Annotated in this window: 3 protein-coding genes; 1 reads left to right on the forward strand and 2 read right to left on the reverse strand. The window is 39.3% G+C overall.

The window, feature by feature from the left end:
- The first annotated feature begins 143 nt into the window (after positions 1–143).
- Entirely contained in the window at positions 144–404 is a 261-nt protein-coding gene (locus F960_RS00155) for a DUF8583 domain-containing protein (protein WP_004846019.1), read from the forward strand.
- On the opposite strand, the gene F960_RS00160 is transcribed toward F960_RS00155, so the two are convergent.
- Together F960_RS00160 and mobQ are read right to left on the reverse strand one after the other, a co-directional pair.
- Entirely contained in the window at positions 394–1,338 is a 945-nt protein-coding gene (locus F960_RS00160; protein ID WP_004846020.1) for a replication initiation protein, read from the reverse strand. The two genes, F960_RS00155 and F960_RS00160, sit on opposite strands and share 11 nt — an antisense overlap.
- Before the next feature lie 679 nt (positions 1,339–2,017).
- The coding region (mobQ, locus tag F960_RS00165) for a MobQ family relaxase (RefSeq protein WP_228681417.1) at positions 2,018–3,681 on the reverse strand (1,664 nt) is incomplete at its 5' end.

Consider the following 3,681-nt stretch of genomic DNA (forward strand, 5'->3'; position numbering starts at 1 on the left):
CCGTACTTCCATTGATGAAAACCATTAGGTTTTTTTCAATGGTAAAGTGCGCCCTTCGGGAAAACCACGATAGCAGATAGTACCTTGAATTTCAATTCATGTACGCTTATGCTAACTGTGGTTTTTTAGGCTTTGGAATCACAATGAAAGTTGAATCATTAGAACAGCAAATTGCTAAACAGGAAGAACGATTAAAACAGCTAAAGGCACAGAAACAAGCTGTATTAGCTCGTGAAAAGAAAAAGCAGTCTGAACAGCAACGAAAGGAAGATACTAGACGTAAAATCTTACTCGGTTCTTTAGCACTGAAAAAAATGGAAAATGAACAAGACAAAGAAAAAATACTCGCTGAATTGAACGAGTATTTAACAGAAGATAGGGACAGAAAATTATTTAATCTTTGAAATCGGTATGTGTTCGTAATGCCTTAAATATTCGTTTTGCTGTTTCTTCTCGAACGGATTTAGGGTCACGTAAAATATTGGCAATCCATTGGGCAAAAGTGCTGTAATCAGGGAAAGTAGATAAATCCGATATATCGCTAACCTTGCTGAGTATCGAGCTATATTTCTGTACTTGAGCATCTGTTAGCTTGTAGAACATATCTATCGTATTTTTATCTCGACCTGTTTCGATGACTTTCGGCTTTGGTTTCTCTCTAACCGTAAACTTAAAGCCAACCACAGAACGCCCACGCTTCACATTCTCATAGGTCAGGTCTATATCGGTATTGGTTGTGATCTCGTCCAGTGATGGCTTAATTACACGTTTCTTTAGGTTACTTAGGTCTTGGTATGATTCAGGCAAGCCCAATTGTTCAAATAATTCATCTAGGCTGATTTGAAAACCGCCCATTGCTTGATGCTTCTTAGCTAAGTGGTAGAAGTCTAGGGAATAATCTTTTTTAAGCCGTAAAACCACTTCTTTTTTATACTTGGTATAAGGGTTTAAGGCATCAAACTCTCTAAGTAGTAATAATACTTCATCAGTAAAATATAGTTCTGCACCGCCCTCGCCATACGCTGTTTTATACATCCATCGGATACTAACTTTCTTTTTATCTGCCCGAACATAACCAAAATAACGGTCAAAAAGTTTCTTGGTTGCGATACCTAAAGCGGTGTATGCACCTGTAATTTCAAGTCCACAAGCAGATGCAAATTCTTCTGTTGAGATAAAAATAGGTTCTCCACTGGATATATTCGTGGTTCTTGCTAAAGGCGTAGCCATAATGAATAAACGCTTTTCATCAAGTGTCATGCTTTTAAAACATTCTACTACTCGATTTTGTAAAACTATCCAGTCTTTGGGATAGTGTCTTTTTACATCTAGCTCCATGATTTTCTCAAAAAAGTACAATTAATGACAATATACTTTCTACCCAAATAAAGTACAAGTATTTTTATGTACTATAAAACATGGGAATTGTACTTTTTTAACATGGCGTTTGTACTTTTTTAAGTATCAAAAGCATGGGAATTGTACTTATAAGCATGGGAATTGTACTTTTTTAAAGTCTGAAAGCCTTGCCTAGTGTGGGCTAGAGGGGTGTCTAAAAGCTTTTAAAAGCTTTTTAAAAGTATAAAAAGGGATTTGGCTGTGAAAAACAGCCCTATGGCACTCGCTTCGCTCGTGGCATTTTGACCTCGTTTCACTCGGTCTTGGGGGCTGTTTTTTGGTAACTGCTATTGAGGATTCAAAAAAGCAAAAGCAAGAATGGATTCGCTTCGCTCATAGAGCTATTTTTGCTCGCTTCGCTCGGTCTAGGTGCAAATATCATGTAGTCGCTTTGCTCGGTTAATCCCATTTTTAAGCGAAAGGGAGAAATTGTAATCAGGGAAAGAGCAGGGCGAAATTTTGATAGTGTTCAATCGCTCGTAGACACTCGCTCGGCTAATCCCTGTTAGCATCAAAAAGAAAAGCACAAAGCGAACGGAGTGTGAGCGACATAGCGGTAGATCGCTTATTCCCCCCTCTGATTACCGCTTTTGCTGAATCGGATTCTCAATGGTTGGGGCTATCGTTCCATGCCTTTGGATTTTGATGCACCTCTGACCTGTTCTTGTTCTCGTTGTTTTTGTAATTCAAGTTTTGGTACTTCAAAATTAGGATTTTCCTTAAATTTCGCTACAAACGCCTGTTGAGCCTGTTTTAATTTTTTATCTAACTCTGAACCGCTAATTTTTTGCTCCAGTACCGATTTTATCGACTGGTACGCCTGTTTTTGCTCGTGGTTTAACTGGCGATAAACGCTGTTAAAATTTAATTCTTGCGGTTTTTCCCTGCCGATATTGGGCTGAATGGTCGGCTGACTGCGTAAACGCATAATTTCTTTCTTAATATCGTCTGATCTACTCGCCATAAGGCTTTTGGCTAGTTTTAGGTCGCCCTCTTTTTGGTCAAATTCATGCTTCAACTCTGAATATTTTTCTTTCCACGCTGAAAATTTAGGATTTGGCACTAATCCGAATAATTTTTCTTGTGGTTTGTTTTTTTGCAGTTCGATATATCCGTTGTAAGCGGTATCACTGTCACGCTTCAATTGGACAATTTCAGATTCAAGACGGCTTAATTCATCTTTGAGTTGTTTTAATTTAGGGCTAGATGGCTCTGATTTGCGTTCTAAGCGATTTTCTTGCAGTTTTGGCTGTTCTACCTGTTTTTGTGTTTCTGTGGCTCTAAGGGGCTGTTTTGACGCTTCTAGGCGTATTTCTGATTGGTATTTGCTGATTTTTGATTCTGCAAGGCTGATTTCTTGCTCTAAACCTTTCAAAATTTCAGGCAAACGCTGTTTTTCCGCATTTTGCTGTTTGATTAAATCGTTTTTTAGGCTGATTTCAGTATCAATGCCCTGTCTGCGTAGCTGTGTGACCTTGCTACCCTCGTGAATGGTCGCTTGTAGTCCGTTGTCTTGGTCGGCATAGCTGCGGTGGTCTACTTCGGACAAGTACCCTGCTCGTGCCAAGTGTTTATTGGTAATATCGGCAAAAGTTTCTCGCCATTGGTTCACGGTCTGACTAGAATTTTCTTTGTTAAAATCCCGATTTCTCTTTTTGGCAAAGTCGCCTGTTTCTAGGTCGATTTGTCGCCCTGTAAACATGATATGAGCGTGATAATTACGTTCATCACTTCCGCTTTGGGTGTGTGGGGCATGAATGGCTGCGTCCACAACTACGCCATGCCGTTTTACAAGCTCTTGGCATATCTCATTGAGCATAGATTGACGTTGTTCGGCATTCAGTTCATGCGGAAAAGCTATTTCAAATTCTCGTGCTAGGTTAGCGTCTTTTCTACGTTCAACTTTTTCAATAGTATTCCAAAGTTGGTTACGGTCTAGTAATTCAGGATTTGTATTTTCAGGAGCATATATTTTTGTAAATTCAACGCCTGTTTTTCTTGTGTAGTCTTGTTCTTTCCCTTGTCTTTCATCTATCAACTTTTCACCCGAACGATAAGCAGAACATGCAACGGCTGAACGCCCTGCACTTCGACTTATTGTCTTAACTGAAAAATGATAAATTGCCATTTTGCCTTTGCTCTTAAATTCGATTTCGAATTTCACCAATCTATGCAGATTGGTTTGGGGTTGTAGGGGGCTATCCCCTGCCGTACTTCCATTGATGAAAACCATTAGGTTTTTTTCAATGGTAAAGTGCGCCCTTCGGGAAAACCACGATAGCA

Origin of the sequence: Acinetobacter gerneri DSM 14967 = CIP 107464 = MTCC 9824 (genome assembly GCF_000368565.1) — a bacterium.
Classification (GTDB): domain Bacteria; phylum Pseudomonadota; class Gammaproteobacteria; order Pseudomonadales; family Moraxellaceae; genus Acinetobacter; species Acinetobacter gerneri.

Bases quoted from the DNA above. Each gene is read 5' to 3' on its own strand.
- F960_RS00155 (WP_004846019.1), top strand. From the start codon at position 144: ATGAAAGTTGAATCATTAGAACAGCAAATTGCTAAACAGGAAGAACGA.
- F960_RS00160 (WP_004846020.1), bottom strand. From the start codon at position 1,338: ATGGAGCTAGATGTAAAAAGACACTATCCCAAAGACTGGATAGTTTTA.